The sequence below is a fragment of the Pirellulales bacterium genome (assembly GCA_033762255.1).
GTDB lineage: Bacteria > Planctomycetota > Planctomycetia > Pirellulales > JALHPA01 > JANRLT01.
Genome location: JANRLT010000028.1, coordinates 26,632 through 53,126 on the forward strand (window position 1 = coordinate 26,632; position 26,495 = coordinate 53,126).

The 26,495-nt window shown below is 56.8% G+C and carries 17 protein-coding genes; 14 read left to right on the forward strand and 3 right to left on the reverse strand.

Going from position 1 to position 26,495, the window contains the following annotated elements:
• Positions 1-416: 416 nt before the first annotated feature.
• Complete coding sequence (locus tag SFX18_08230) at positions 417-1,475, reverse strand: M42 family metallopeptidase (protein ID MDX1963126.1); 1,059 nt, start codon at positions 1,473-1,475, stop codon at positions 417-419.
• Positions 1,476-1,679: 204 nt separating this feature from the next.
• On the opposite strand from SFX18_08230, the gene SFX18_08235 reads away from it, so the two are divergent.
• The 4 genes from SFX18_08235 to SFX18_08250 all read left to right on the forward strand — a co-directional run bounded on the left by SFX18_08235 (position 1,680) and on the right by SFX18_08250 (position 6,769).
• Positions 1,680-2,975: a homoserine dehydrogenase gene (locus SFX18_08235; GenBank protein MDX1963127.1), complete on the forward strand. Its 1,296-nt coding sequence runs from the start codon at positions 1,680-1,682 to the stop codon at positions 2,973-2,975.
• A 236-nt stretch (positions 2,976-3,211) separates the two neighbouring features.
• Entirely contained in the window at positions 3,212-4,477 is a 1,266-nt protein-coding gene (locus tag SFX18_08240) for a cofactor-independent phosphoglycerate mutase (GenBank protein MDX1963128.1), read from the forward strand.
• 82 nt (positions 4,478-4,559) lie between these two features.
• The gene (locus tag SFX18_08245; GenBank protein ID MDX1963129.1) at positions 4,560-4,931 is read left to right on the forward strand and encodes a four helix bundle protein; all 372 of its coding nucleotides are present in this window, start codon (positions 4,560-4,562) and stop codon (positions 4,929-4,931) included.
• A gap of 65 nt (positions 4,932-4,996) precedes the next feature.
• Positions 4,997-6,769, forward strand: a complete 1,773-nt coding sequence (locus tag SFX18_08250; protein MDX1963130.1) for an aspartate kinase — start codon at positions 4,997-4,999, stop codon at positions 6,767-6,769.
• Between the two features lie 522 nt (positions 6,770-7,291).
• Here the strand turns inward: SFX18_08250 and SFX18_08255 are convergent.
• On the reverse strand, positions 7,292-8,137 hold the full coding sequence (locus SFX18_08255) for a glucose 1-dehydrogenase (protein ID MDX1963131.1): 846 nt from the start codon (positions 8,135-8,137) through the stop codon (positions 7,292-7,294).
• A 195-nt stretch (positions 8,138-8,332) separates the two neighbouring features.
• On the opposite strand from SFX18_08255, the gene SFX18_08260 reads away from it, so the two are divergent.
• The 10 genes from SFX18_08260 to SFX18_08305 all read left to right on the forward strand — a co-directional run bounded on the left by SFX18_08260 (position 8,333) and on the right by SFX18_08305 (position 22,488).
• Positions 8,333-9,082, forward strand: a complete 750-nt coding sequence (locus SFX18_08260) for a (Fe-S)-binding protein (GenBank protein ID MDX1963132.1) — start codon at positions 8,333-8,335, stop codon at positions 9,080-9,082.
• Positions 9,083-9,134: 52 nt separating this feature from the next.
• Entirely contained in the window at positions 9,135-10,598 is a 1,464-nt protein-coding gene (locus SFX18_08265; GenBank protein ID MDX1963133.1) for a lactate utilization protein B, read from the forward strand.
• Position 10,599: 1 nt separating this feature from the next.
• Positions 10,600-11,217, forward strand: coding sequence for an LUD domain-containing protein (locus tag SFX18_08270; protein MDX1963134.1), 618 nt, complete (start codon positions 10,600-10,602; stop codon positions 11,215-11,217).
• A gap of 163 nt (positions 11,218-11,380) precedes the next feature.
• Entirely contained in the window at positions 11,381-13,345 is a 1,965-nt protein-coding gene (locus SFX18_08275) for a SulP family inorganic anion transporter (protein MDX1963135.1), read from the forward strand.
• 135 nt (positions 13,346-13,480) lie between these two features.
• Positions 13,481-16,096, forward strand: coding sequence for an ATP-dependent helicase C-terminal domain-containing protein (locus tag SFX18_08280; GenBank protein ID MDX1963136.1), 2,616 nt, complete (start codon positions 13,481-13,483; stop codon positions 16,094-16,096).
• 184 nt (positions 16,097-16,280) lie between these two features.
• Positions 16,281-17,024 carry a PIG-L family deacetylase gene (locus SFX18_08285; GenBank protein MDX1963137.1) on the forward strand — a complete coding sequence of 248 codons (744 nt, stop codon included), beginning with the start codon at positions 16,281-16,283 and terminating at the stop codon, positions 17,022-17,024.
• 177 nt (positions 17,025-17,201) lie between these two features.
• Positions 17,202-18,203: a potassium channel protein gene (locus tag SFX18_08290; GenBank protein MDX1963138.1), complete on the forward strand. Its 1,002-nt coding sequence runs from the start codon at positions 17,202-17,204 to the stop codon at positions 18,201-18,203.
• A 371-nt stretch (positions 18,204-18,574) separates the two neighbouring features.
• Positions 18,575-19,984 carry an MmgE/PrpD family protein gene (locus SFX18_08295; GenBank protein MDX1963139.1) on the forward strand — a complete coding sequence of 470 codons (1,410 nt, stop codon included), beginning with the start codon at positions 18,575-18,577 and terminating at the stop codon, positions 19,982-19,984.
• A 301-nt stretch (positions 19,985-20,285) separates the two neighbouring features.
• A complete protein-coding gene (gene truB, locus SFX18_08300; protein MDX1963140.1) occupies positions 20,286-21,209 on the forward strand; it encodes a tRNA pseudouridine(55) synthase TruB in 924 nt (307 codons plus the stop codon).
• A 142-nt stretch (positions 21,210-21,351) separates the two neighbouring features.
• Positions 21,352-22,488: a hypothetical protein gene (locus SFX18_08305; GenBank protein MDX1963141.1), complete on the forward strand. Its 1,137-nt coding sequence runs from the start codon at positions 21,352-21,354 to the stop codon at positions 22,486-22,488.
• A gap of 264 nt (positions 22,489-22,752) precedes the next feature.
• On the opposite strand, the gene SFX18_08310 is transcribed toward SFX18_08305, so the two are convergent.
• Entirely contained in the window at positions 22,753-25,938 is a 3,186-nt protein-coding gene (locus SFX18_08310; GenBank protein ID MDX1963142.1) for a DNA translocase FtsK, read from the reverse strand.
• Between the last annotated feature and the right edge of the window lie 557 nt (positions 25,939-26,495).

A 26,495-nucleotide genomic window follows, 5' to 3' on the forward strand; every position in this document is an offset into this window, starting at 1 on the left:
TTATCTAAAGCCTTGGAATCTCATCCAGCAAGGATTCAAACACATAGCCGGTGGTATCGCTGCGCTCAACCATCGGCTATGGGCTATGATCCCTGCGGGATCGGAGGGGAAAGCACGCTTAAAAAAATATCAATCGCCTCTCCCCTATCCGGAGGTATCACCGTGCTCAACCACCTGCTAAGGGCTAGCATCCCGCTGGGATGCAGAGGATGGAGAGTATTTAGTTTGACGTTAGTTTTCCTCCCTTTCCGGTGGTATCGCTGCGCTCAACCACCGGCTAAGGGCTGTGATCCCTGCGGGATCGGAGGGGATGCAAACATGTCCTGCACGGCAGGCAGGACCTACATTGAATTCCTGCCAGGCTGGCAGGACCTACTTGCTGCTCTCTATCAATTCGTAATTTGTAATTAACTACGTCACGGTGTAAAATCCTCGTCCCCGTTCAGACCCAGTACAAATTCCGCCAGCAAATCTGCCGCGCGGTCCAGATCATCCAGCGATACAAGTTCAACCGCGCTATGCATGTAACGGTTGGGAATGCTGACCAACCCCGCCGCCACGCCCGCTTTGTTCACTTGCAGCGCGTTGGCGTCGGTCGGGCTAGCACGCCCCATTCCCGCTCGCTGGATAGGAATTTCACGCCTTAATGCGCCATCCAGCAGCCGCTGGACCACCTGATGATTCATGTTGGGGCCGCGAAACACGACCGGTCCCTTGCCAATCGCCACATCCCCTTCTTGCTTTTTCTCGACCGTGGGGCAGTCTGTCGCGTGGGTCACATCCACGGCAATCCCCACCTGCGGGTCGATGCTGTAAGCGGCGGTTTGCGCACCCCTTAGGCCGATTTCCTCCTGCACGGTGCTCACGCTAAAAAGCGCGACTTTCAGCGGATGCGCGGCCGCCCGGCGGAGGGCTTCCACCACCACCCACAGGCCAGTTTTATCATCCATTGCGGGAGAATTCGCGATGTTTCCCCGCATTTTTTGCAGGCCCAGTTGCAGGGTGATGGGGTCGCCGACCTTAACCAGGGATTCGGTTTCGGCCTTGTCCTTAGCCCCGATATCGATCCACAAGTCCTTAAGCTTGGCGACTTGCTTGCGTTCTTCCTCGGTGAGCAAATGGATCGCTTTGCGGGCGATAATGCCCGGGACAGGGCCGCTTTCGGTCCAAATGGTCAAGCGGTGCCCGATCAGGTTTTGCGGGTCCCAGCCCCCAATGGTCTGAAAGTAAATGTAACCCTCGTTATCAATATACTGCACCAAAAAGCCGATCTGGTCGCAATGCCCCGCCAGCATCACCCGCAGCGGCGCGGCGGGGTTTTTGGCCAAAATGACATTTCCATGCAAATCCGTGCGAATTTCATCCGCAAACGGAAGGGCATACTCCCGTACCACCGCTTGTATTTGCTGCTCATACCCCGAAGGGCTGGGCGTGTTCAGCAGGCGTTCTAAAAACTCGAAAGGGGCGGCATCCATAAGGCTTGGCAATAATAATAAAAGTACGTGAAAAGTGACAACCAGGTTTAGCATAACAGTCGGGAACGGTTTTGAAAATTGCGTCCCATTTCCCAAAAAACGCCCAATATGCCGCCACCTTGACGTATTTTGCCGCTGCAAACTAGGATAGGGACAATTGAATCCATATTTTTGCCGCAACTCTTTTTCAGTAAGCAACTTGCCATGACCAAGTCGACCGCTGTGGCCCTGGTGGGCATGGGAACCGTAGGCAGCGGCGTGGCTCGATTGCTGCTCGAGGAAGCCCCGCGCATCGGCCAGCGCGCCGGCCAGCGACTGACGCTCAAGCACGTGGTCGTCAGCGATGGAGAAAAACCCCGCAGCGTCACTTTGCCCGCGGGGGTGCTTTCTACAAAACTGGAAAAAATCACCGCCGATCCAGAGGTCTCCGTCGTCGCGCATTTAGTCGGTGGCCTAGAACCCGCGCGTTCCATCATGTTGGCGCTGCTTGAAAGTGGTAAAGACGTGGTTACCGCTAATAAAGCCCTTTTAGCCGAACATGGGCCGGAAATTTTTGACCGCGCCCGGGCGTTGGGCCGGTCGATCGCCTTTGACGCGGCGGTCGGGGGGGGAATCCCCATTATCACCAACGTCAGCCAGTGCCTAAGCGCGAATCAGATTCTGTCCCTCACGGGAATTCTCAACGGCACCAGCAATTTTATCCTGACTCAAATGGAGGAAGCTGGCGCGAACTATGCCGATGCCGTGGCCGAGGCCCAAAAGCTGGGCTTTGCCGAGGCGGACCCCACGATGGATGTGGATGGGAGCGACGCCACACAAAAAATCGCTATCCTGGCGCATTTGGCGTTCGGAGCACGGATCGATTGGCGAAAAATCGCCCGGACTGGCATTAATACGCTGGAAGTGGCGGACCTGGCCTACGCGCGCGAATTGGGATATCGGATCAAACTGGTGGCGGGGGCGTATTTGCGCAGCAATCGGCTGGAAATTCACGTTTCGCCGACCTTAGTAAAAATTGGCAGTCCGCTGGCTGAAGTGCGCGGGGCTAATAACGCCATCGCCGTTGAAGGGGACGCGGTGGGAAGGCTGTTATTTCATGGTTTGGGGGCGGGACAAATGCCGACCGCGAGCGCGGTCCTGGCCGATATGATCGACATGGTCAATGGCCGGGCCAAGATCACGTTTAACACGTTGGAGTTGTGGAAGCAGCAAGAGGCGACAATTTCGGCCGTGGACTTTGCCCAAGCGACCGGACGGTTTTATATTCGGCTGAGCGTGGCCGACCAACCGGGAGTTTTGGCGGAAATTACGTCCATCTTGGGCAAAAACCTAGTTTCCATCGCCAGTGTCATCCAGCATGACGCGGGCTCGGCGGGGGTGGTGCCGTTGGTCATCATGACCCATACGGCGACCGAAGGGGCAATTTCCACGGCGATCGCGGAGATCGGTAAATTAAACAGCCTCAAGGCCAAGCCTGTGCGGATGCGCGTGCTGGTGTGAATTCCAAGCCCAGAAGTGGAACCTAAGCCACTGAGGCGCAGAGCACGTGGAGAGTTTCACAGAGAAAGCCAAAGAAGCAGAACAATAGCGGAGACGCTCAAATAAATATTCCTGGGTTACAACTCTGAGCATTCTTCTCAGTGAATTCCTCCGTGCTCTTAGTGGCTCAGTCCATACCTCATAGGTTTATCACAGGTCATAGCGACAAAATCTTATCCCTTTAAAATCACTCCCCTATGAAATACGTCATTATCATTCCCGATGGCACCGCCGATGAGCCGCGCCCCGAACTCCATGGCCAAACCCCACTTCAGGCCGCCCGCATCCCGGCCATGGATGCCATCGCCGCCAGCGGTGTCGTCGGCAGTGCCAACAACGTCCCCGCATCGCTCCCGGCCGGTTCCGACGTCGCTTGCATGAGCCTCCTTGGTTATGATCCGCTGGTTTATTTTTCGGGACGGGCGCCGCTGGAGGCCGCCGCCCAGGGAATCAAGCTCGGACCAAACGATTGGGCGGTGCGGTGCAATCTGGTTACGGTGCAAGATCAAACAATGCAAAGCTTTACAGCGGGACATATCAGTAGCGAGGAGGCCCGCGAACTTTTAGCAGCGGCACAAAAGGCTTTAATCGCCGGGCCGGGGGAACCCGCGGGGGCTAGCGATACCGCGCAAGCCAATAAATTTGGGCCGGACTGGGAATTTGTGCCGGGGGTGAGTTATCGTAATTTACTGCTGTATCGCGGCGACCGGCAACCAGCCCCCTTTAGCATGGAGACCCGCACGACACCGCCGCACGATCTGACTGACAAAAGCGTCTTAAATGACTTTCCCCGTGGTCCCGGCAGCCGGGTATTGACCGACCTGATGAGCGCCAGTGTCGAGGTCTTTGCCAATCATCCGGTCAACGCCGCGCGGCTCGCCACGGGCAAGCCCCCCGCGACCAATGTCTGGCTATGGGGGTTGGGCCGGACCCCCGCGCTGCCACCTTTTGCCCAGGCATACGGGGGGCAAAGTGGGGCGATGATCACGGCGGTGGATTTATTGCGAGGGTTGGCGGCGCTGATTGGGTGGGACCGGATCGAAGTGCCGGGAGCGACGGGGTATTTGGATACGGACTATGCGGCCAAGGGGCGATATGCGATTGATGCACTCAAGAAGTACGACGTCGTCTGCGTGCATATTGAGGCGACCGACGAGGCGAGCCACGAAGGACGAACCGATGCCAAGATCGAGGCCCTGGAACGGATAGACGCGGATATTGTCGCCCCCGTGCATGCAGCGCTCAAGGCCAGCGGGCAGCCATACCGCCTGCTCATCACTCCGGATCATCCAACGCCGATCCGGTTAAAAACACACAGCCACGGGGCGGTCCCCTTTGCGGCGTGCGGGACGGGAATTTCGCCGGATGATTATCAGCACTATAGCGAGCCTAACGCCGACCAATCGCCCCTTGCATTTCCCGCCGGGTGGGAGTTGATGGGGTGGTTCTTAGCTAGGGGTTAGGGGACAGGGAAGAGGGGTTAGTGAAGACTGATAAACCGCTTTTACAAGAGCACATTTCACTTTTTGGACTTAGGAGCAAGACATGGCTTCGGACATTCGCAGTTATCGACAATTGATAGTCTGGCAAAAAAGCATGGACGCCGTTGTGAAGGTTTATGAACTTACAAGGGAATTTCCGAATCATGAACTCTATTGCTTAACATCGCAGATCCGGCGGGCAGCTATTTCAATACCTTCCAATATTGCGGAAGGGAACGCCCGCGCTTCTAGCAAAGACTACCTCAATTTCTTGGCGATTGCACAAGGTTCGTTGGCGGAGCTGGAAACACAGCTTGAGCTAGCAAAAAGGTTGCAATATTCCCAGCCGTGGCTCATCGATGATCTGTGTGAACTTTTGACAGAAGTTGACAAAATGCTGGCAGCATTAAGGAATAGCCTACAGCGAAAAAACTAGTTTTCGCCTCTGTCTTTCTGACTGTATCCCCTAACCCCTCGCCCCTGCCCCCTAACCCCTCGCCCATGTCCCTCATCGTGCAAAAATTCGGCGGCACCAGTGTCGCCACGACGGAAAAGATTCTCGCCGCCGCCCGCAAGGCCATTCGCGCCCAGCAGCAGGGCCACCAGGTCGTCATGGTGGTCAGCGCCATGGGGCACGAGACCGACCACCTGTTGGAGCTAGCCCATCAAATCACCGATCAACCCAGCGCGCGGGAACTGGACATGCTGCTATCCACCGGCGAGCAAGTCAGCGTGGCGCTGATGGCCATGGCCATTCAGTCGCTCGGTTCGCGGGCGATCAGCCTGACCGGGGCCCAGATCGGTATCAAGACCGACAGCACCCACACCAAGGCCCGCATTCAAAGCATTTCCACCGAACGGATGCAGCGGCTGCTAAACGAGGGGAATATCGTCATTGCCGCGGGTTTTCAAGGGATCGATGAGGATTTTAACATCACCACTCTGGGCCGCGGCGGCAGCGACACCACGGCGGTCGCGTTGGCGGCGGTGCTCAAGGCCGACTCATGTGAAATTTACACCGATGTGGATGGCGTTTATACCACGGATCCCCGACTGCTCCCCGAGGCCCGTCGGGTCCGGCAAATCAGCTATGACGAAATGCTGGAACTAGCCAGTCTGGGGGCGGGGGTGATGCATAGCCGTTCCATCGAATTTGGCAAAAAATTTGGCGTGCCGATCCATGTACGCACCAGCTTTTCGGACATTACCGGCACGATGATCGTCGCCGATCCAGAATCCCCCAATCAAGCGGTCTGCGGCGCGGCCTTGGTCAAGGACGAGGCGCGGATCACGGTGGAAGGCGTACCCGACCGACCCGGGGCCAGCCTGGCCATTTTTAAGCGAATCGCCGCGGAACGGATTGCCGTCGATATGATCGTGCAAAACATCGGCGCCGAGGGACGCGCGACGATCAGCTTTACCGTCCCCAAGGATGAACTCAAATCCGCCCTGGCACTCACCCAGGCGGCGGCGGACGAACTGGGGGCCAAACAAGTCACCAGCGATGACAACGTGGCCAAAGTCTCGGTCGTTGGCCTGGGGATGGCCAACCAAACCGGCGTGGCAACCAAACTTTTTGCGGCCTTGGCCGCGGCCGGGGTCAATATCCAGGCTATTACGACGAGTGAGATCAAAATTTCGGCCCTCATCGCCCGCGAGCAGGCCCAAACGGCGTTGCGAGTGGCCCATGCGGCGTTTGAGTTGGAAAAAGACCCGCCGGCGCTCAATCCCGAATCGGTGGGAAGACAAAAACGGAACGGCACCACCGCCGAGGATGTCGTGCGGCGGTTGCAGGCGATGGAGGGGCTGGCGATTGACGAAGTGGAGTTAGACGACACGCAAGCCCGCGTGACGGTGAACGCCGTCCCCAACAAGCCCGGCATCGCGGCCAGGTTGTTTGAGGAAATCGCGGCGGCGGGAATTTTTGTGGATATGATCGTGCAGAGTTTTGGCGGGGCGGCGACCGCCACGATCAGCTTTACCGTGCCCCAGTCCGATCTGGAAAAAAGTCTGCAAGTGGCGGAGCGTCTGGCCCGCGAATTTGGGTGCGGCGGCGTGACGAATAGCCCCAAACTGGCAAAATTGTCCGTGTTGGGGATTGGCGTGCGGACCAACACCAGCGTGGCCATGCGGGTCTTTGAATCGCTGGCTAAGGCGGGGATCAACCTGGATATGCTCAGCACCAGCGAAGTGCGGCTAAACGTGGTTGTGGATGGCGCAAACGGCCGCCGCGCGCTCGAGACCCTGCAAAAAGCGTTCGCTGACGCGGTGTAATATTAATCCTCGCAGCTATTAAAATATCTCCTCTGACAACATGCCGGCATGGGTAGAGCGGAAAGGCCAGGAACCGCTGTCCGACTGGCATCGTAGCCCGCATGGTCTATTGTAGCCCGCATGGTCCCCATGCGGAAATGCATTGCCGTAAGCACAGACTCTGCCAAAAAGACTTAACAAATCGATTAGAGCTGCGTTGCGGCATCGGGACGATGCCGACGACGTAGCAGCATGGTTTATCGTAGCCCGCATGGTCCCCATGCGGAAACGCCTTGCAGTCAGCACTGCCCCTGTGCCTAAATGACTTAGGAGATCGGTTAGAGCTGCGTTCCGGCATCGGGACGATGCCGACGACATTACTCGCATGGTTTATCGTAGCCCGCATGGTCCCCATGCGGAAATGCATTGCCGTAAGCACAGACTCTGCCAAAAAGACTTAAAAAATCAATTAGAATTGCGTTGCGGCATCGGGACGATGCCGACGACGTAGCAGCGTTCACAATAACACCGATAAGTTGAATTTTACCCTCCCGATTCGAATCCGGGATAAAGCGCCATCCCTCCGTCCAGATAGATCGTTTGACCGATCAAATAATCCGATTGATCACTGGCCAGCCACGCGGCGCAGCGCCCCACTTCTTCCGGTTCGCCGATGCGCTTGTAAAGTATCAGCTTTTTCAGTTCATCATAGGCCGCGGGCGTACTCCACGCGGGCGTGTTGATTGGCGTGCGAATGGCCCCCGGCGAAATTCCGTTCACCCGTATGCGGTGGATCGCCACCTCTTGGGCCAAGCTCTTTAAAAATAGCAGCGCTCCCCCTTTGGAGGCGGCATAATTCACATGGCCCGCCCAGGGGATCAGGTCGTGAATGCTGCTAATACACACAATTTTTCCGGCGGCCACGGAAATAGCGGGATTAATCCCTTGGCGTTTAAAGATTTTGACCGCCTCCCGCGAGCACAAAAACATGCTGGTCAAATTGACGGCCAGGACGTCATTCCACTGGGCAAGAGTCATTTCGTCCAGCATGGCGTCGTTTTGCTTGCCGGCGTTATTGACCAAAATATCCAGCCGGCCAAACTCGGCCAGGGCCTTGGCAAATAATTTTTCCACGTCTGGCTCTTGCGTGACATTGGCCTGGCAAATGACGGCTCGGCGCCCCAGTTTGGTAATGGCCTCCGCCGTGGCAATGGCCCCTTTTTCGCTGCTATTAAAGTTAACCACCACATCCGCACCGGCCTGGGCGAGGGTGATGGCGATTCCCTGGCCCACACCCGAAGAGGCGCCAGTCACGATAGCCGTTTGACCGGTCAAAATCGGGGGCGCGGGTTGCTGGGGTACTAAAACGGGAAACTGCGCGGTGCTCATGTCTGTCAACAAAAATGATTCTTTGAGGATAAATTAGCTATTTCGCTGGGACGCATTTTAATCCCGCCAGAATCCCTTGGCTATGCCCTGTACCATCTGTTTCCCCCTGGACTATACTAAATTCGCAGGAAACGTGGCAAATGTCAGTAGGTCGACATTGCCGCTGGTGCCCATCCCACTTGTTTCGCCAAGTATATGCCGCGCGTCGGGTTGTTTATACCGTGTTACATCGACCAGTTTTACCCGCGGGTGGGGCTGGCAACCCTGGAATTGTTAGAACGACAGGGCCTGAGCGTGGATTTTCCCCCGGCACAAACCTGTTGCGGCCAGCCGATGGCCAACACTGGTTGTACTGAATCGGCCGCCCCCCTGGCCAAAAAATTTGTCGAAATATTTTCACCGTACGATTACGTGGTCGGCCCATCGGGCAGTTGCGTGGCCATGGTTCGGCATCACTACAAAGACTATTTTCAGGGGGACCCGGCGTATGAAGCCATCAAGAAAAAAACGTTTGAACTATGCGAATTTTTTGTTGATGTGCTGGGAATAACGTCCTTGCCGGGCAATTTTCCCTATCAAGTGGGATTGCATTCCAGTTGTCACGGCCAGCGCGAGTTGCGGTTGTCATCTTCCAGTGAAGTCATGAGCCTCCCCTATAACAAGGCCCGGCAACTGCTGGCGGGCATGACGGGGATCAGCTTTACCCAGTTAGAGCGTCCGGATGAATGTTGCGGCTTTGGGGGGACCTTTGCCGTCAGCGAGGAAGCCGTGAGCTGCATGATGGGGAACGACCGACTTCATGATCATCTCAGCCATGGGACGGAGGTGCTGACCGCCGGGGACATGTCGTGCCTCATGCATTTGCAGGGATTATTGCGTCGGCAAAAAAAGCCCATGCATGTCATGCACGTGGCGGAAATTCTGGCCGGATATCAACCAGTGTAATTACGAATTGTCATTACTCCACTCCTCCAAACTCCACTCCTACCCCTCCAGCATGACATCGCTCGCCATCGTCGATCATCCAAAGAAAGCCGCCGCGTTTGTGGCGGATATCGATCGCGCGCATTGGCATGACCAATCACTTTGGTACGTGCGGATCAAGCGCGACAAGCAAGCCGCTTCGCTGCCGGAATGGGAACTGCTGCGCGAAACGGCATCGCAAATCAAAGCCAATGTCGTGGCGAATCTGGCCGATTATTTAGAGCAATTCGCCAACGAAGCGACCAAGCTGGGGGCCGTGGTCCATTGGGCCCGCGACGCGGCCGAGCATAACGCCATCGTGCTAAATATCTTGCAAAGCCGCGGCGCTCAAAAAATCGTTAAATCCAAATCGATGTTGACCGAGGAATGCCACCTCAATCCCTACCTCGAACGACACGGCATCGAGGTAATCGACACCGACCTGGGAGAGCGGATTGTCCAACTAGCCAAGGAGCCTCCCAGCCATATCGTGCTCCCCTGTATTCATTATAAAAAGGAAGAAATCGGCGAACTCTTTCACGAGCATCTGGGAACAGACAAAGGGGCCAAAGACCCCAAATACCTGGCGGAAGCGGCCCGCCAGCATCTGCGGGAAAAATTTTGCGGCGCGGACGCGGGCATCACCGGCGTAAACTTTGCCATAGCCGAGACCGGCGGCTTTGTCGTCTGCACCAACGAGGGAAACGCCGATCTGGGCGTCTCCCTGCCAAAACTGCATATCGCCTGCCTGGGGATCGAAAAACTGCTCCCCCGCGCGGCGGATTTAGGCGTGTTTTTGCGATTGTTGGCCCGGTCCGCGACCGGCCAGCCGATCACCACCTACAGCTCGCATTTTCATGGCCCCCTGCCGGGGGGGGAACTGCACATTGTCCTGGTGGACAACGGGAGGACGGATATCGCGGCCAATCCCGATTTTCGCCGCTCACTCAACTGTATCCGCTGTGGAGCGTGCATGAACACCTGCCCCATTTATCGACGCAGCGGGGGCCATAGTTACGAAGCCACCGTTCCGGGACCGATCGGCTCGATCCTGGCCCCGGCGCGCGATTCGGCCAAGTACGCCACCTTGCCCCATGCTTGCAGTCTGTGCGGATCGTGTAGCGACGTCTGTCCGGTCAAGATCGACATTCACCAGCAGTTGCTTACCTGGCGAAAGGAAATTGCCGCGCGAAAGCAACTAAAATGGTCTAAACGGCTGGGGATGCAACTCACCGGCTGGGTGTTTCAGCATCCTTGGTTGTATTCCACCCTGGGAAAAATGGCGCGGTGGACTTTGCCGTGGATGCCCCGGTTTATGCTCTATCATGGTCTTAACCCCTGGGGCAAGCAGCGTGAACTTCCCTCCGCGCCCCCCCAGAGCTTTCGCGAACTGTATGCCCAGCGGCAAAAACAGCAAGCAAACGGGGGTTCCGTAACACCCCAACCGTCTCCTCATTCCCCTCCCAGCGTTTATAGCGCGTCGTCTAAAGTAAATTGACATGGGCCTGCCGGATACGAATTCTGCTAAAAACGCCATCTTGGGGGCGATCCGGGCGATTAATATTCCTCCCGCGCCGTTGCCTCCGTTGCAGCGGTCGGAATGGATTACTTATCCCGATCCCGCGGCACAATTCGCCATCGTACTGGCCAGCATTGGCGGTACGTGCGAAACAGTGGCCGATACGGCGGAACTGAACGAGAAATTACGGCATTTACCCGCGTTCACAACCGCCCGGCAGATCGTCAATCTTGTGCCACATGTGAACTTGCCCGCCGAACACCTCTTAAAAGAACAGGAAATTGCCGATCCCCATCATCTGGTCGATGTGGATTTGGCGATCATGCCGGGGGAATTTGCCGTTGCCGAGAACGGCGCCGTCTGGTGCGTCACCCGTCACTTGCGGCATCGAGTGTTGTACTTTATCACCCAGCATTTGGCGCTGGTTGTTCCGCGGGAACAAATCGTGCATAACATGCATCAAGCGTACGAGCGGTTAGCATGGGGCCAGGCCGAATTTGGGCTATTTTTGGCCGGTCCGTCTAAGACCGCCGATATCGAGCAATCCCTTGTCATCGGGGCCCATGGCGCGCGATCATTGACGGTTTTTTTGGTTTGAGTCGGCGTTGCCTTTCAGCGAAAAGATTTTCGTGGCCATAGCGTTGAAGGCTGGCGAGTCCGCGACTTGGTTATTCTTAGGTTGTGAAAGATGCCAAATTCTGTTAATTATCATCTACGGTAGATTTTTTTGACACTTTGCGGATATCGACGGACGTATTTCTATGGCGGAATTGAACGTATCGGCTCAAAACTTGTGGCGGCAATTACGGGGTGATTTGCTGCCGTCGCTGGTCGTCTTTTTAGTTGCGCTCCCGCTCTGCATGGGGATTGCGATCGCCTCGGGCGCGCCGATTCAAGCGGGACTGATCACCGGCATCGTGGGGGGAATTGTGGTTGGTTCGCTGGCCGGATCGCCGTTGCAAGTGAGCGGCCCCGCCGCGGGGCTGTCGGTGATCGTGCTCGAAATCATTCAAAAAAGCGGGCTAGAGCTGTTGGCCTTTGCAGTGTTGGCCGCGGGTCTGGTGCAGATTGTGGCGGGAGTCTTAGGCACCGGGCGATGGTTCCGCGCGGTTGCTCCGGCGGTGATCCAGGGAATGCTCTCCGGTATTGGTATTCTTATATTTGCCAGTCAATTCCATGTGATGATTGATGATACGCCCCCTGGCACGGGTCTGCAAAATTTGCTGGCCATTCCCCAGGCGGTGCTTAAGGGGTGGTCCCTTCCCTCTACCACGGGGGATCCGGCCCAATCCCGCTTGCAGGCGTCGATCTTGTCACAAGTCGCCAAACTGCGTGATGAGCAACAAACACTGTTACGCCTGGTCGAAAAGCAAGTGCAGGACCGACTGGCGGCTCTGACATCTCCCTCTCATACCGCTGAAGATCCGGCCCGTCAAGCTGAGCAACTAGCCGAGTTGCGCGCACGACAAGAATCTCTGATCAAGCCGCTCGAGCAAATCCAAAATCTGGCCGCCGAACAAAAATTCATCCCCCAAACCGATAAAACCGACTTTAATACACAACTTGCCGCCGCGCTGGCCGCCACCCATGAGTCCCAGGCGGCTCTGGCAGCGGCACAGCCCGTGCCGGAGGACCTCTTACGCACCCAATACGCCGCGCTGACCGCGCTGCGCGGCACCGCCGCATCCCTCAAGAACCACCCCTGGGCGGGAAAGATTGGCGTGCTCACCATTTTAATCATGTTGGGTTGGGGCCTATTAAAAAAGACACCGCTAGGGATCATCCCGGGGCAGTTGATTTCGGTGGTGGCGGCGGTGGCGGTGGCGTACATCTGGCAACTTCCCGTCCAGTATGTCACGATTCCTGAAAATATGTTGGCGGGAATTCGCTTGCCCGACTGGACGGGCTTTACGGAACTGGATGGCTATGAATTGATTCAGGCGACGATCACCATTGCGATCGTGGCCAGCGCCGAGACGTTGCTTTGTGCCACCGCCGTCGACCAAATGCATACCGGCCCCCGGACAAACTATGACCGCGAACTGATGGCCCAGGGGGTGGGGAACACCATCTGCGGTCTGTTATCGGCCTTGCCCATGACGGGCGTGATTGTCCGCAGCGCGGCGAATGTGCAGGCGGGGGGTAAAACGCGCTTTTCGGCGATTTTGCATGGGGTTTGGATCTTGGTCTTTGTCGCTTTCCTGAGCAACGTGCTGCAATTGATTCCCACATCCGCGCTGGCCGCGATCTTGGTTTACACCGGTTATAAGCTGATGAACTTTAAGGTCGTTAAGGAACTGGCCAAATTTGGCTGGGGAGAAGTCGCGATTTATATTATCACGGTTCTCTTGGTCGTGTTTGTGGATTTGCTCACGGGAGTCTTGGTGGGGATGGGATTGTCCGCAACCAAACAACTTCTAAAATTCAATTCGTTTACACCCCAATATCGACAGCTAGACGACCACACGGCGGAACTGGAATTGCACGGGGCGGCGACGTTTCTCAAGTTGCCCCAACTGGCGGCGATTTTGGAGAAAGTGCCGGGGAACACAACCTTGCATGTCGATATTGATGGACTCTCAGAGATTGATCATGCTTGCTTTGAACTATTGATCAATTGGCATAAGCAGCATGTGGGGCAGGGGGGGCACCTGGTGTTGGATTGGGACCGGCTGGCGGCGGACTTTGCCCCCCGCGCGCCAATCCCCAACGGCAACGCTAGCTAAGGAAGCACAAGAAGCTGCAAAGACAGTTTTACTTTAAGAAGCAACAGCAGAGGCAAAAATAGATTTGCCGTAAGAACTTTAAGAATTGCATAAAGCCAAAAAGAAAAATTAATCCGCGTCTGCTATAACAAGTGCATGTCCGCAACGCCGACCACGCTTTTCCCTTTGCCGATTGACGACATCCTGCCGGATGTCCTGGCGGATTTACGGCGTGTCCCTAATCTGGCCCTGGCCGCTCCCCCCGGAGCCGGCAAGTCCACGCGCGTCCCGCCAGCTATTCTCCACCATGTGCTCAATGCAACTGATAAGCTGCTACTTCTGCAACCACGGCGGTTGGCCGCGCGGGGTTTGGCCGATCGCATCGCCACAGAACAGCAATGGCGGCTGGGGGAGGAAGTTGGCTACCACGTGCGCTTTGAACGCCGCGCGCAACGCTCCACGCGGCTCATCGTGCAGACGGACGGAATGTTCCTGCGGTATCTGGCCGACAATCCCTGGCTAGAAGGGGTCGGCGCGGTGCTCTTGGACGAATTTCACGAGCGCAGCCTGAATATCGACCTGGCCTTAGCCCTGTGCCGCCGCGTCCAAGCCGAGTATCGCCCCGACCTGCGGATTGTGGTCATGTCGGCCACGTTGGATGTCGCGCCCGTGGCGGCGTTTTTGCCAAATTGCGCCATCCGCCAATCCGCGGGACGGACATTCCCCGTGGAAATTCATCACCAACGTTTAGTCGATTCCCGCCAGTGGCAAACAGCGATTTGTGCCACGGTCCGAGATACCGCCGTCCGGACCCCTGGCCATGTGCTGGTGTTTTTGCCTGGGGTGGGGGAAATTCTAGCTTGCCAGCGCGAACTGCGAAGCTGGGCGGAAGCGGAGAATCGCCTGCTTTTGCCATTGTATGGCGACTTGCCGCTGGAACGACAAGCGACGGTTTTGGCTCCCGCCGACCGGCAAAAAATCATTCTTTCCACCAATGTGGCCGAAACCTCGCTCACGATCGATGGCGTCACCGCCGTTATTGACCGCGGCCTGGCGCGCGTGCTGCGGCAAAACCCCGCCAGCGGCATCAATCAACTTCAGCTCGAACGAATCAGCGCCGCCTCCGCCACCCAACGCGCTGGACGTGCCGGTCGAACCGGACCAGGGGTATGTATCCGCCTGTGGAGCGAATCCGAACAACGGGGGCTGGCCGAATTTGACACGCCGGAAATCGAGCGTGTGGAACTGAGCGGGGCCGTACTGCAGGTCTTGGCCTGGGGAGAAAACGACGCCCAGGCTTTTCCGTGGTTTAGCCCCCCACCCGCGGCCAAAATAGAGCAAGCGTTGCAACTCTTACGGGCTTTGGGCGCTCTCGAGATGGGGCAACGGCTGACGCCGCTGGGCTGGCAAATGTCACGTTTGCCGCTGCAACCCCGTCTGGCGCGATTGCTCCTGGCCGGGAAAGAATGGGGAATGAATCAACCCGCGGCATTATTGGCGGCATTGTTGGCCGAGCGAGATCCCTTTGCCATGAACAGTGGCCGTCCGGGAGAAACAACTGGGCAGTCCAACATCCGACCACTCCGCCAGCCCGCGCGTAGTGGCCATGTTTCCCGCTCGGATGTGTTGGACCGGTATGAGGAACTGCGGGCTTGGGCACAACGTCAATCCGGCGGCGATTTTTGGCAAGGACAAATCAACCCCCAAGCGGCAAAAGCAATCATTCGCGCCAGCGAGCAATTACAACGGCAACTAGACGATCTAGCGGAAATCGACACGCCCACGGGCGCACCCGTCACGGATGAGGAAGAAGCGCTGTTGCGGCTAATTTTGACGGCGTTTCCCGACCGTGTCGCCCGGCGGCGCGGACCCCGCGACAGCCGCGCGCTTTTAGTTGGCGGGCGGGGAGTCAAATTACTTTCCAGCAGCGCGGTGCAAGATGCGGAGCTCTTTGTCTGCGTGGATATGCAAGAGACCGGCGGCAGCGAAGCGCTCGTGCGGCAAGCTTCGGCCATCGAAGAATCGTGGTTGGATAATTCTCTTTTGAGCGAGTCAACAATTCTCTCCTTTGATGCCACCCGCGAACGAGTGATCGCGCTGCGGGAACGCCGCTACCTGGACCTGCCGCTTGCCGCCGCCCCGACTAGCATTCCAGAGGAATTGCGCCCTGCCGCGTCCGAGTTATTAGCAGCACAGGCCCGACTAGATCCCCGCCAAGTCCTGGCCGCCACGGAAAATCTGACGACGTTTGAACTGCGATTGGCAACCTTGCGCCGGGCCATGCCGGAACTGAATTTACCCGCGATCGACGACTCTTTTTGGCAAATTCTGCTGCCGGAACTATGCATGGGCCTGAGCAGCTTTGCGGAATTGCGCCAATTGCCCCTCTTGGACCGTTTACGCCAGCACTTGGGTTATGATAAATGCGTGCTGCTTGACCGCGAAGCCCCGGAAAAACTGACGGTCCCCTCCGGCAGCCGAATAACACTGGAATATTCCGCCGAACAACCCCCGATTTTAGCAGTGCGCATTCAGGAACTGTTTGGCCTGCGGGAAACTCCCCGCATCGCCGGTGGGCGGTTGCCGGTGCTGTTGCATCTGTTAGGGCCAAACTTTCGCCCCCAGCAGGTGACGGGCGATCTGGCCAGCTTTTGGAAAAACACGTATCCCGAAGTCAAAAAAGAGCTTAAGCGGCGTTATCCCAAACATTCCTGGCCCGATGATCCGCTGACGGCGACGCCAGAACGCAAGGGTGGTGGTCGGGGGTGGTAGACACCCCAGCCATCCTCGTCCGGCGGACGGGGACCTACACTACTTGTCCCGTCCGGCGGACGGGGACCTACTACTCCAGCAACATTATCTAAACCATTTTACATAAACACTTTAAGCCTGCCTTTTCGCAACTCTTGCCGAACGGTAGGATGATAAAAACATCCCCCACAACTTGGATTTGCCTATGACACCCGTGGATGCACCGCTCGATTGCCTGGCCGTGGGGGCGCACCCCGACGATGTGGAGATTGCCTGCGGCGGCACGCTGGCCAAACTAGCCCTACAAGGGTACCGCGTGGGCATCGTCGATTTGACCGATGGCGAGCCGACACCGCACTCGCCGGGGCCGGATGCCCGTCTGGCGGAGGCCAAAATTGCCGCCGAGACCCTAGGCGTGCAGGTGCGGATCCAACTCAACCTGCCTAATCGTCGGTTATTCGACTGCTTTGAGGCGCGGGTGGCATTGGCCAAGATTTTTCGCCGTTATCAACCCCGGCTGGTCCTAGGGATGTTTGACAAGACGCCGCTCGCCTCCCCCGACCATTATCAGGCGGTGCAAATCACCGACGCGGCGATTTTTTATTCGCGGCTGTCCAAATGGGATGAGGCATTTGACGGCCTGCCGGTCTTTCACGTCCCGGCGTACATGTATTATTCCCTGACCTTTGGCACGGTCCCGTTAGTCGGCGCGGGGGGGCAAATTGTCGTGGATATTGCCGACACCCTGGATACCAAACTGCGGGCCATCCAGTGCTATCAGACGCAGTTTTCGCACAAGCCGGGAATTATCGAACGGGTCCGGGCCCATGCCGTGCAGCAAGGACACACCGCGGGCGTACCCGCCGGAGAATTACTGCTCTGCCCGCGAATGCTGGCGACCAATGACCTGATGGGACTGCTGTTTGGCGGGAGCAAGGGGGAGGGGTAAGGGGTTAGGGGAGAGGGGTTAGGGGGAAGGAGAGTGGGGAACGAGTGTAGGAATAACAAAGCCGCCGATGGTATCGGCGGTCTAGGATGCGGGATGCGGTAATTTTGGTTAGCCGCAACGTTCAGCGGAACGTGGTCACAATTCGTAATTGTATTTCGTAATTTTGCCATTCACCCTATGAAAAATCCCTGGCGGCGTTTGCGAAACGGAGCGATTGCCCTGGCAGTCTTGCTATTTTTCGCCACCGTCGGATACAAATTGCTCCGCCCCGACGACAGCTGGCTCGACTGCCTGTACATGGTCGCGATCACCGCCGGGACAGTCGGTTATGGAGAACATAGCGATGCCCCGGACGCCGAAAAATTATTTACTATCGTGGTCATACTTACCAGCGTGACCGCTGTCGCGTACATCTTTGGCAGCTTTGTCCAAATTGTGACCGCGGGGGAACTTCAACGGGCCTTGGGCCACATGCGCATGACGAGGGAACTCCAAAAACTCAACGGACATGTGATCATTTGCGGCGGTGGTCGCGTGGGGGAACTGCTTGCGGAAGAGCTAGCCCGGCATGATGACGATTTTGTCGTTATTGACCGGGATCCCCAGCGGTTGCAAGAACTGCGCAGCCACAAATGTCTGACCGTCGCCGGGGACGCCACGTTGGAGGAAATCCTGCTACAGGCTGGCGTGCAACGGGCCAAAAGCCTGGTTTCCGCCCTGCCGCATGACGCGGAAAACGTGTTTATCACGTTGACCGCACGCAATCTGAACCGCGACCTGCAAATTATCGCCCGCGCCGAACAGCCAACCACCTACAAAAAACTCTTGCAAGCCGGGGCCAATCGTGTGGTGATGCCAGCTACCATCGGCGCTCAGCGCATGGCGGCGATGATCTCGCGCCCTTCGACCGTCGAGTTTTTAGAGTTAGTCGCCGATCGCAGCGTCCTGGACGTGGAACTGGATGAATTTGTCATCTCACCCAATAGCCCGCTCGTGGGAAAAACGCTGGGAGAGTCCGGCACCCGCCGACAGTATGGCCTGCTCATGGTTGCCGTCAAACGCAAAGTCGGCGCGCTCATCTTTAACCCGGACTCTGATTATGTATTTCAGCCGGAAGATGTCGCGATTGTCATGGGCCGGACGGAGGATATCCAAAAATTTCGCCAGGAATTGATTTAGTCCCTCCAAAAATCGTTTCTTTGCCAATTGCGGGATTTTGCCGTCGTGGATTCTGCTACGCGCTGATTTTCACGGCGATTTGAAATCCGGGCGGTTTTGATTCGTGGCCCCTATACGCTTGCAGGTTTCCAAGAAAGATAGAATTGAGTCAATCGATGTCACAAACGCGTTTCTTGCCGCGTAACACCAACCAGGTACGCGGCCTCGCCCAATACGCCATAGACTTTCTGCATCTCCCTCTCCCCCCGGGAGTGGGCCGGGGTGAGGGTTCCACAGCTCTCCCTCTCCCTCCAAGAGAGGGCCGGGGTGAGGGGCCTCCCGCTTCTTTTTCAATAACTGATTCTCCTGACAACGGTCCTTCGCGCCGTGTCTTGGACTTGGTCGAAAAATTCTTCCTCGACAGTCTGCTGTGCGGTGTGTCGGCCTTGGCGGCGGGGACCAATGCTCCCACGATTTTGCGGGCCGAAGCTCTTGATTATCCCGCCCTCAATCCCGCGCGGGGGGCAACCCTGTTTGGTTCTAGCACCCTCGTGCATCCAGAAAAGGCTGTCCTGGCAAACTGTGCCGCCGTGCGAGAATGGGACAGCAATGGCACTAACTTTGGCTATGACCCCGCGCGGGGAAATACCGCGGGAGAATTTGGTCATAATGACTTTTATCCCGTTGTGGTCGCTGCCGCCCAACAATGTGGCTGGAACGGCCCTCAATTATTACGGGGAATGCTGGCTCTGGATGAAATCCGTGGCCGCCTCGCGGAGGTTTTTTCCCTGAAATCCCATAAAATCGACCATGTGGTCCACGGGGCAATCGCCTCCGCCGTGGTCTATGGCGCGGCCTTGGGTTGCACCGTGGACCAGATAGAGTCGGCGGTGGGCCTGTTTATCGCCCATGCGATCCCGTTTCGGGCAATCCGCCACGGCCAGCAGCTATCCGACAGCAAGGGGGCCTCCGCGGCGATTAGCACGGAATTGGCCATCCAGGCGGTGCACCGCGCGCAGCGGGGATTTGTGGGTCCGGCGGATATCTTTCGTAATCCCGAGGCGATCTTTTGCCTGTTTGAACGGCCAGCGCGGCAGGGAGAAAGCCCGTTTGACTTGGAATTAGCCTTGAGCGGCGACGATTTTGCCATCGCTGGCATGCACTTTAAGCTGGGCCTGTACGAGCACCAATCGGCGGGAGCGATTCAAGGAGTCTTAGATCTGTTGGCGGCGGAACCAGGGTTGCTGGACAGCGCGGACGCGATCAGCGAAATTTGCGTGACGATTTACGAACCCGCTTATCACATTATTTGCGATCCCTACAAATGGCGTCCCGCCACGCGGCAAAGCGCGGATCATTCCTTGCCGTATATCATTGCCACATTACTGCGAAAAGCGCTGGAACAGCGAACGGCGGATTGGCAAACCCTGATGCTCTTGCCAGAGGATTACTCGACCGTGGCTCTAGGGCACCCCGTGACCCGCGCGTTGATGGAGCGCGTCAAGCTGGAGCATGGCGGGGCAGAATTTGACCGCCGCTATCCCGAAGGGATTCCCACGCGAGTGGCGATCGCGCATCGGTTATTAGGAACACTGCAAAGCGAGTTGGTCATGTTTCCGACCGGCCATGCGCGGAACACCGCAGCGCCGCTGGCGGATTTGTTGGCTTACAAGTTCCACGCGTTGGCCAGCATGGCATCCGGCCAGCCCGGAGAGTTGATCGCGCGGCTGGGAAACATCGCCGGAAAATCCTCGACAGATGTGCGGGCGCTGTATGACTTTCGCATTCATGGCATGGAGTAAGCTGCCTGTTCAAAGCCACCGAGGCACAAAGACCACAGAGGGTTTCACCGAGAATACAAGAGATACACGCGGGGAGCTAAAATCAACCAGGAACTTTCATTGTCATTTGAAATCTAAAATCCCAGATTTGAGTTATGGGAATTGAGATTTATTTTAGGTGTGAATGACTATTCGAATTTAATAGGACAAACTATGTAGAGTTGTTCAACCTTATTCTTGTCTGTGAATTCCTCCGCATCCTCAGTGCCTTTGTGGCTTAACCAGATTGTGACTGGAAATCCATTACCTGATAGTCACCAGCATGTCTCCCCCTTTTGGCATTCTGAATTTACACAAGCCCGCGGGGCAGACCTCGCGGCAGGCGCTGGATCGTGTGACGCGGCTGTTTCAGCCAGCCAAGGTCGGCCACGCGGGGACGCTCGATCCCCTGGCCACCGGCGTGCTGGTGGCTTGTGTCGGCCAGGCCACGCGCCTGATCGAAGCGGTGCAGAATATGCCCAAGACCTACCTGGCCGACTTTTTGCTGGGCTGTCACAGCGAGTCTGATGATATCGAGACCCAGGTGACCAAGCTCGAAAACGCCGCGCGGCCAACGCCAGCGGAATTAGCGGAATTGCTGCCCCGGTTTGTGGGGGAAATTTTGCAAACACCGCCGCAATATTCCGCCATCAAAGTGAACGGCCGCCGCGCTTATAAAATCGCCCGCAAAGGTCGTGTTGTCAAATTGACGGCGCGGCCCATCATGATTCATCAACTACGAATCACGCATTATGAATTTCCGCGGTTGCAATTGGAAATACAGTGCGGGTCCGGCACGTATGTGCGGGCCTTGGGCCGGGACTTGGCGGCGGCGGCGGGAACCTCGGCCGTCATGTCCGCGCTGATACGGTCGGCCATCGGCCCCTACCACCTGAGCGGCAGCATATTACCTGACAATTTAACCTGCCAAAACATTCACCAAGTCCTGTTACCAGCGCAAACGGCCCTGCCAAAGTCGCCACGCGTAACACTGACAGCCGCGGAAATGCGACAAATCTTGGATGGGCAATCGCTGTGCCAATTACAAAATTCGCTGACACCTCCAACCCCCGCCGCGACCATCATGGCGGAGGATGACCAGGGGCGGTTGTTTGCAATTTTACGACAAGAGGGTGGAATTTTCACCGTAAAAATGGTTTTTCCCCCCGCCGAGATGCTGCCTCTGTCGGCCAGGGGAGAAAAATAAAATTTCACGGCAGAGCCCTTTTCCCTAGGCAAAGCGGGCGGGATGCGTTATCAAAAGGGAAATTAGCGGTAACATAACGCCATCAATTTCGCTACCACATGGAAGCGTGGCTTACACTTTGATTCCTCATTAGGAGTGTGTGATGAAACAGAACAACGGTATTCAATGGTTGCGTCAGTCGTGGTTGGTAAGTCTGGCGCTCGGATGCGTGATGACGCTGGCCGTGGGTTGTGGCGGCGGTGGTGGTAAAGCGGGGGGCGGGGGAACACCGGTAAAGGCTAGCTTTCCCGATTCACCTGAAGGGACCGTCAAATTGCTGATGGACTCCACGGCTGATGGAGATCTAGAGGTCTTTTGGCAGGCTCTCCCCGCCAAACACCAGGGGGAAGTCAAGGAAGTGATCAAATTGTTTGCCGACAAGGCCGATCCCGAATTGTACGACAAGGGGATGGCGCTGGTGGGTAAATTGGTTGCCACGGCCAAGGACAAAAAGGACTTTATCCTGAATAGCTCGATGCTGAAGCAAGGGAAAATCGATCCCAAAGACGCTAGTGCCGCTTTTGATGCGATCACCGGAATGCTGGAATCGATCACCACCAGCGATTTGAAGACTGTTGCCGGGTTAAAGACCCTCGACCCCGAGGCGTTCCTGAATGACTTTGGCAAGGGGATGACCACCTCGTTTGCCAATATCCAAAAGTTGCAAACGCAAGCTGGCAAAGCGGATCCCCTGGCCGCCATGAAAAACGCCAAAATCTCAGTAAAGGATAAAACCGCCGACAAAGCGACTGTGGTCGTGGAACAAGAAGGCCAGGAACCCTCCACATCCACCTGGATCAAGGTGGAAAGCAAGTGGCTTCCCGAATCGATGATGAAGGACTGGGACAAAAGCATGGCCGATGCCAAGCAACAAATTAGTTCTATCAAAATTGAGCCGGATCAAAAGAAAATGGCCTTAACCCAAATCGAATCCGCCAATCAATTGGTCGATTCCTTTGCCAAGGCAAAAACCCAAGAAGAATTTGATGGTGCGCTGCAGGGTGCCATGTTCCAAGCCATGATGATGGCCGGTCCCCTGATGGGTGGCGGGGCTGGTCCGGATAACGGCCCTCCAGGGGACTTTGGACCCCCACCGGGCAACTTTGGGCCGCCTGGTGATTTTGGACCTCCGGGCGATTTCAAATCAAATGAAATTCCCCCGCCAGATTCAAGTTCCGCTCCTCCCGCCGACTCCGGTGACGCTACTCAGCCCGAGAGCTCCACCAGCGGCGATAAGTAGTGGATGAATCGGGCCTTTGGCCCGCAGCGGCATTCTGGCGAATGCCATGATGGCTCCGTAGCGGAACTTGCAAAAGTTCCACGATTTAAAACCGTAGCGGAACTTGCAAAAGTTCCGCTACAACTTTGCGCAAGTTGCAAAAAGTTCCGTGCGATTCGACCAATAGCGGAATTTGCAATAATTCCCTGGGCTTTGAAATCGCAATACTCGGCATACTGGCGAATGTGGCTACGATTAAAATTACTGGCGAATACCGCGACGCCGCTATACCTCCTCATCTTCTTCCAGATCTTCCTCATCACAATCTTCCTCCTCTTCCCATTCTTCGGCCTCATCCTGTTCAGCCACGTCGTCATCCTCTTCGCTGTCAGTCTCGTCGTAGTAATCGGTGCTGTTTTCTTCCGCAATTTCCGCTGTGGCTGGGTCGTCAGCTAACATTTCATCTTCCTCAGTGAAGGATGAATCTCCGGCGGGATCCAGTTCTTCCCAGGGGGTTGGCTGATAGCTAGTCCGACTACAATTTAGGTCACGCGTGCTGATACTGCCCAGTGGCTGTGCCGCCAGTTCGGCCACTTTGGGCGTGCCCAATGGTTCGCTCGCGGCCGATTGATGGGAGGAATGAATTTGGAATTTCCGTCCTCCCGGTCCGGCAAGAGCGCTGTTGGATACCGTTTCACGGGGGGGTGGAGAAATTGGCCGCGCGTGGGGGAGCGCGTTTTCTCGCGGCGCGGAACCTGGCAAGGGCATGACAGTCGCCTGGCGGATGGGGCCCCGCGGACCTCCCCCCTCGCCACCATTCTGGCCCCGTCCGTCTGCTGGATGATCCCCTCCACCCGCTCCGCCATTAGAAAAGCGTTCCGGGAGGATTCGATTCGCTTTGGGAGGGTTAGCGGTGGTTTTGGCAACTGGCGAAGGGGCAACCGTGGCAGGGGTTTCAGTTTCATTCCCCATCAGTTCATTCCACTGTTCGATCGTTAGCAGCACCTCGCGGGCGTTGGAGCCGTTGTACTCGCCCACGACCCCGTCTTCGGCCATAAAGTCGACCATGCGGGCCGCGCGGCCATAGCCGATTCCCAGCGCCCGTTGCAACAGCGACACGCTGCCGCGCCCTTCGCGAATGACAATTTCAACCGCTGACTCGTACAAGTCGTCGCGGCTTTTGATTCGCTCGCGGACGTCGCCGGTTTGCTGATCCTTGCTTTTGAGTTGGACCAGTTCCTTCACAAACTCTGGCTCGCTGGTGCCGACAAAGTCCACCACGCGATTAATTTCGTCATCGCTCAGGTACGTCCCCTGTCCGCGCAACAAATTGCTGGTGCCGGGCCACAAAAACAGCAAGTCACCATTGCCCAGAAGTTTATCCGCCCCCATTTCGTCCAGCACCACGCGGCTATCCGTCCGGCTAGCGACCTGAAAGGCGATCCGCGCGGGCAAGTTCGATTTAATAAGCCCCGTGATGACATCCACGGTCGGCTTTTGCGTGGCCAAGATCAAATGGATGCCGACCGCCCGGCTTTTTTGGGCCAGCCGGATGATATGCTGTTCGACTTCCTTGCCGGCGGTCATCATCAGGTCCGCCATTTCGTCCGCCACAATGACAATAAACGGCAGCGTCCGGGGAATGCTGGCCCATTCCTCTTCATTTTCGGGACGCAAGCGGTCGCGAAGTTCTTCATCCCCCAGTTGATTATAGACCGAAATATGCCGCACCCCCGCGCGGGCCAAGAGCGCGTAGCGTTCCTCCATTTTCTCGACCGCCCAAGCCAAGATCGCCTCGGCTTTGCGCATGTCGGTGACGACGGGATGCATCAGATGCGGCAGTTTTTTGTACGGGCTGAGCTCGACCATTTTAGGGTCGATCATCAGCATTTTGACCTCGTCGGGGCGGCGGGTCATCAGCATCGAAACGATAATCGAATTCAGGCAGACGCTTTTTCCCGTGCCTGTCCGTCCCGCGATCAGCAAATGCGGCAACGTCGTCAAATCAACCGTCAGCGGATTGCCCGCAACGTCCTTTCCTAAAAAGATCGGGATTTTCATCTTTTTGGATTTGCCGTTGGTCTCCTCGATGACCTCGCGCAGACGGACCAACTGCCGCTCGTTATTGGGGACCTCGATCCCCACGGTGTTTTTGCCGGGGATCGGCGCGACAATCCGCACGCTGGGAACGCGCAGGGCAATCGCCAGGTCATCCGCCAGGTTGGTAATCTTGGCTAGACGCAACCCGGCTTCCAACTCGACCTCGTACTGGGCGATGACCGGCCCAGTCTCGATTTCGACCACTTTGACGTTAAAACCAAAGTCGGCAAACGTCTTTTCGATTTGCTTGGCCTTGACGCGGACTTCTTTTTCGTGCTCTTCCTTATAAACGGCTTCGTTGGGCAAGAGCAGTTCGATCGATGGCAGTTCATACTCGGTCGCGTTGGTCTGGCGGCTGGCGGCCTCCAACTCTTGGATCACCCGGTCACGGTCGGCGTTTTTGAGGTTTTTTATCGGGACCGGCGCGGCGGAGGGTTTGGGCGTGTTGCCAGCCGTCGCGGGAGCAATAGCGGTGGTCGCCACCGTAGAATCGACTTCGTCGGTTGACTCCTCGGCGGTTTCTTCCAATTCCTCGCTTTCCACTTCTTCCGTCAATTCTGCTACAGCGGGCGGGGACTGTTTGACCGCTTTGCCGCGGATTTTGATTGCCGGATCGGATATTTCGGTCTCTTCCCGAGTTACGGCGGGATCAAGTTCCCGCGCGGGTTTCGATTTGAGATTGACCTTTGGCGGGGGGGCCTCGCCAGACGCCGCGGCTAGTTCTTCCGCGGCCAGCTCCACATCGGTCGCGGGGCGCTTCGGCCTGTTAGCCAGCATCCGACTGGTCAAATTTCCCGAAACTTGCAACGATTTTCGCCCCACCACGGCTAGCCCCTTGGCCGGTGGCCCCATGATCAATGCCGCCAGGCGGACCAGCACATAATCGGTGCACAGTAGCAGTCCGGCTATAATCATGCTGAGGGTAAACAGATACGAACCGACACTGGCAAAGTGGCTTTCCAGCCAACCCCGTCCGGCAGCCCCCAAAATTCCCCCCGGCCCAATCAACGGTCCGTTCCACGCGGGAGAAACCAGCGCGCTGAGCGTGCAAATGCCCGCCAGGGCCAGCGTCCAGCCAATCGCCCGCAGCCACGGTTCGGTGATTTCGTAACGGGCCAAGAGGAACAAATCCAGCACCACTAGCGACAACAGCAAAAAATAGACGCCCAGGCCAAAGTTGGTAAACAACCGGTCCGCCGCGTAGGCCCCCACCCAGCCACAGGCGTTGTGAATTTGTGCGGATTGGGGGAAGGTGGCGGTCTGGGGGGGGTCAGTGGGGGAGTAGCTAAAGATGGCCAAGCCCAAGAAGATGCAAACGACCAGGAGCGCCAGGGCAAAGAGGTCCCGCTTGGGATTGCGTGGGGAAATCATGGGTCGCGCTGTATAAATTACCAGATTTGGTGGGGGCGCGTCCCTGCCCAGGGCAAATTCCGTGGTGTCAACCAAAGTTATCGTCGTACGCCAGTTGTGGGCGGAACTATTTTGGCTAAAGCTGGCTAACCGGTTTTTTTAGCAAGGTTTGGTTAATCCGGCATGAATGATGATTGGCACTATAAAAAAGATGCGGGCCGGAATGTTCCGGTCCGCCGTCTGTGTTTTAGCCCGCTGCGTTATCAGCCCGCAACGTCAGCAAGGGAGACGTAGCGGCATTCGCCAGAATGCCACTGCGGGCCATAGGCCCGACCGATCCCAGCCTAGGGCAAGCGCAGCGTCGCCCTAGGTCTAATGCAAAGTAAAATTGTCAGGGCCACAGGCCCGATTCATCCGTTGCGACCAACAATCTTTTAGCACCTGAGGAACTTTTGCAAGTTCCACTACGATGCCGTCCCTTGGGAAGCGGGCTAAAGCCAGTACCACGTAATGCGGAACTTTTGCAAGTTCCGCTACGGAACAGCATTTCTGGACGTAGCGGCATTTGCCAGAATGCC